At 64.3% G+C, this 3,576-nt stretch carries 3 protein-coding genes and 1 tRNA gene; 3 read left to right on the top strand and 1 reads right to left on the bottom strand.

The features are described from left to right. Positions 1-165 precede the first annotated feature (165 nt). The 3 genes from AADA04_RS15745 (at position 166) to AADA04_RS15735 (ending at position 3,456) form a co-directional block, all read left to right on the top strand. Entirely contained in the window at positions 166-771 is a 606-nt protein-coding gene (locus AADA04_RS15745) for an ATP-dependent Clp protease proteolytic subunit (protein ID WP_340694231.1), read from the top strand. Between the two features lie 27 nt (positions 772-798). Next, positions 799-1,716, top strand: coding sequence for a M23 family metallopeptidase (locus AADA04_RS15740; protein WP_340694230.1), 918 nt, complete (start codon positions 799-801; stop codon positions 1,714-1,716). 114 nt (positions 1,717-1,830) lie between these two features. After that, positions 1,831-3,456: an ATP-binding protein gene (locus tag AADA04_RS15735; RefSeq protein WP_340694229.1), complete on the top strand. Its 1,626-nt coding sequence runs from the start codon at positions 1,831-1,833 to the stop codon at positions 3,454-3,456. A 1-nt stretch (position 3,457) separates the two neighbouring features. Here AADA04_RS15735 and AADA04_RS15730 read toward each other — a convergent pair. Continuing rightward, positions 3,458-3,534, bottom strand: a tRNA-Met gene (locus tag AADA04_RS15730). Positions 3,535-3,576 lie beyond the last annotated feature (42 nt).

The following is a 3,576-nucleotide window of genomic DNA, read 5'->3' as shown; positions in this document are numbered from 1 at the left end:
CCTTCAGCCCATGCGGGCTGAACCCCACTTCCCCCACTCGTGGGGGAAGATGAATGATCCAGCAAATACAGCGTTTTCCACGGGTTTAACCTCTCCAGCCTTGACCCGGACGCCAGCGCGCCTCACCTATGGTGCCGTATTCAGAATCCCTTGTCCGGAGATGACATGTCACCTTATTCCCGCCTCGACGACGAAGAAGCCGAAAGCCCGCCAATGGGCGAGCCGAATGCGTTCCTTGAAGAAGCCCTCTTCAAGGCCCGCACCATCCTGCTGACCGGCGGGATCGACTTCAAACAGGCCAAGCGCGTCTGCGAACGCCTGCTGGCTTTGTCGTCGGCGAACAGCAAGGAGCCGATCCTGCTGGTGATTTCCTCGCCCGGCGGCCACGTCGAAAGCGGCGACATGATCCACGACATGATCAAGTTTGTCACCGCACCGGTCAAAGTGCTCGGCACGGGCTGGGTCGCCTCGGCTGGCGCCCTGATCTATTCGGCCGCGAAGAAGGAAAACCGCTTCGCCCTGAAGAATACCCGCTTCCTGCTGCATGAACCGCGCGGCGGCGTTGGCGGCCAGGCTACGGACGTCGAGATCCAGGCCCGCGAAATCCTCAAGATGCGCGAACGCCTGAACCAGATCTTCGCCGATGCCACCGGCAAGTCACTCGAGCAGATCAAGAAGGACACCGACCGTGACTTCTGGATGAGCGCCGAGGAAGCCGTGAAATACGGCCTGGTCAGCAAGATCGTCACCCATCAGGGCGAAATCAAATAAGGCGACACGCTGGCGGAGGGGGGCCGCATGCGCATTCTGAGATGGTTTCCGCTGGCGATCCTGATCGCCTTGCTGGCATTGCAGGTGTCGCTTCAATGGCTGGACCCGGCAACGCGGGTGGTCCTCTGGCACGTGTCGCAGCTCTACATGCCGCTGGCAGGCCTGCTTTGCCTGATCGGCGCGTTGATCTATCTCGCGGTCCGCAAACGCTGGGCGAGCCGCCTCGGCTGGATCACCCTGGCACTCTCCTGCCTCACCCTTGCCGCCCCCTTCCTGCCCATGCTGCTTGGACAGGCCTACCCCGCGCGGCTCGCGTCCACCCAGCCTGTATTGGCCATTCGCGTACCGCTCGACGGCCCCGTCCGCGTCGCCTGGGGCGGCGACACCGTGGTCACCAATTACCACGCCGCCTATCCCGACCAGCGCTGGGCCTATGACCTGATCATCGAACCCGGCTTCACCGGCAGTGACGTGCTCGAAGACTATGGCTGCTACGGCAAGCCCGTTCTCGCCCCCGTCAGCGGCACCGTGGCCGTCGCCCATGACGGCGAACCGGAACAGGTTCCCGGCAAGCTGCCGCTGCCGCCAAAGCAGATCATGGGCAACCATGTCATGATCCAGACCGAGCCCGGCCGGAACTATCTGGTGATTGCCCACCTCAAGCCGGGCAGCGTGGCCGTGTCAGCCGGCGACACGGTTCAGGAAGGCGACCTCATCGGCGCCTGTGGAAACAGCGGCAACACGTCCGAACCGCATGTGCACGTCCACTATGCCCACTACCTCACTGCGGTGACCCAGCAGCCCCTTCTCGGCTATGGCCTGCCGCTCTATTTCCGTGACAATGAGGGGCCTGATATGCCGAAAGGCGGGTTCGAAACGCAGGGCGGCAAGGCCGTGCCCAAGGGTGACATCATAACCCATACCGGGCCCGCAACCCTCCCCTGACCACACCCTTGCCCCGCCCGCATGGTTTACAATCCGTTAGGGAAACGTTTGCGGCGCGTAAACGAATTTCACGGAGAATGCGCGCTTAACGGGTGAGGGGCGCATTCTCAAAAAATGCCGGTACGTGTAGAGGATATTGCGATCAGCGTTGCGCCGATCGGTGCAGACATGTCGGCCTCGGCCGCGCTCGGCCTGTTCCTGTCCGACCCATCCCTGTTCGCCTTGCCTGTCATCATCAACAGTGCGGTCCTTGGCCAGGTCACGCGCGCGCGCCTTACCGAAGTGCTCGCCAGCCCGAGCGGGCGCGACGTCGCTGCCGACCGCGCGGTCAGCCATTTCATGACGCCGAAACCGGTCATGGCCGAAACCGGCACGGCGGTCGCGCTCATCGCCAAACTGGCCGCCGACGGCAATACGTCGGCCCTCACTGACGGCGTGATCGTCCTGCATGACGGACGCTACAAAGGCCTGGTCAGTCCGGGTGCCATTCTTGCTGCGGTGGCGCAGGAGAACGCGCTCAGGGCCCGCGCCATGCAGGCCGCCGGCAAACGCCTCCAGCAGGCCACGGCCCGGGCGATTGACGTCGCCCGTGACAAGTCCAGTTTCCTCGCCTTTCTCAGTCACGAAATCCGCACGCCGCTGACCGGTATTCTCGGTGTCGCCGACCTCCTGCAGGATACGGTCTCCGGCGCCGAGCCGCGCCGTCTCGCCCGCACGATCAGCGAAAGCGGCAACCATCTCGACCGTCTTCTGGGCGACCTCCTGGACCTGTCGCGCCTGGAGGCCGGCAAGCTGCCTGTCAGTCCGGGCCCGTTCGACCTGCATGAATTCGCCGCCGAAGCGCGCGACCTCTGGCAGTCGCGTATTGCCGGCAAGCGGCTCGACCTGCGCATCCATGTCGAGTCCGACAGCATGATGCGCATCGAATCCGACGCCATGCGCGTCCGCCAGATCCTGTTCAACCTGATGAGCAATGCGCTGAAATTCACGGAGCACGGCTATGTCAGCGTGACACTCGCGACACTTGAGGCGGCTGGCCACCTCAAGCTGCGTATGACTGTGTCCGACACCGGTTGTGGCATTTCGGACGCGGACAAGGCCCGCCTGTTCAAGGCCTTTGAACAAGCCCGCGCGTCCACCGCCCAGACGCACGGAGGATCGGGTCTCGGCCTGTCCATCGCCAAGGGACTGACCGCCCTGCTCGGCGGAGAGATCAAGTTGGCAGACAATGCCGGCGGCGGGTCGGTGTTCACGGTCACGCTTCCGGTGCTGCGCGCCGGGCCGCGCCTGGCCGTCGATGCGCCTCACAGGCCGCGCATGCGTAGCCTGACGCTGGGCAAAATCCTGATCGCCGAAGACCACGCCATCAGCGCGCTCGTCATGTCCCAGGCGTTGAAAGCAGCCGGCTGGCAGGTCGAGACTGTCCAGAATGCCGCCGATGCCATCGCACGCGCCGGCCAAGTGCCTTATCAGGCCATCCTTGCCGATATCCACATGCCGGGCGGCAGTGGCGAGACGGTCGTGCGCACCTTGCGCAGCACGACTGGTCCTAACCAGCTCGCCCCCATCCTCGCCGTCACCGCTGATATCAGCGCCGAGCGCAAGGCCGCCTGCGAACGGGCGGGCTTTACCGCCATGATCGAAAAGCCGATCCGCCCGCGGGCGCTGGTGGCGACACTGGCGGACGTGCTGATGGCAGATGAGGACACAGGCTGGGAACTCGGCGCCAAACGCGCCTGAATGGTGGTTCGGGGGAGACTTGAACTCCCGACCTCGCGATTATGAGTCGCGCGCTCTAACCAGCTGAGCTACCGAACCGTTTCGCTGATGCGAGGGCGCCTCTTACACGGGAGCGGGCCG

It is taken from the genome of Hyphomonas sp., from assembly GCF_037969335.1.
Classification (GTDB): Bacteria; Pseudomonadota; Alphaproteobacteria; order Caulobacterales; family Hyphomonadaceae; genus Hyphomonas.
This window is presented reverse-complemented; position numbering and strand designations above follow the sequence as displayed.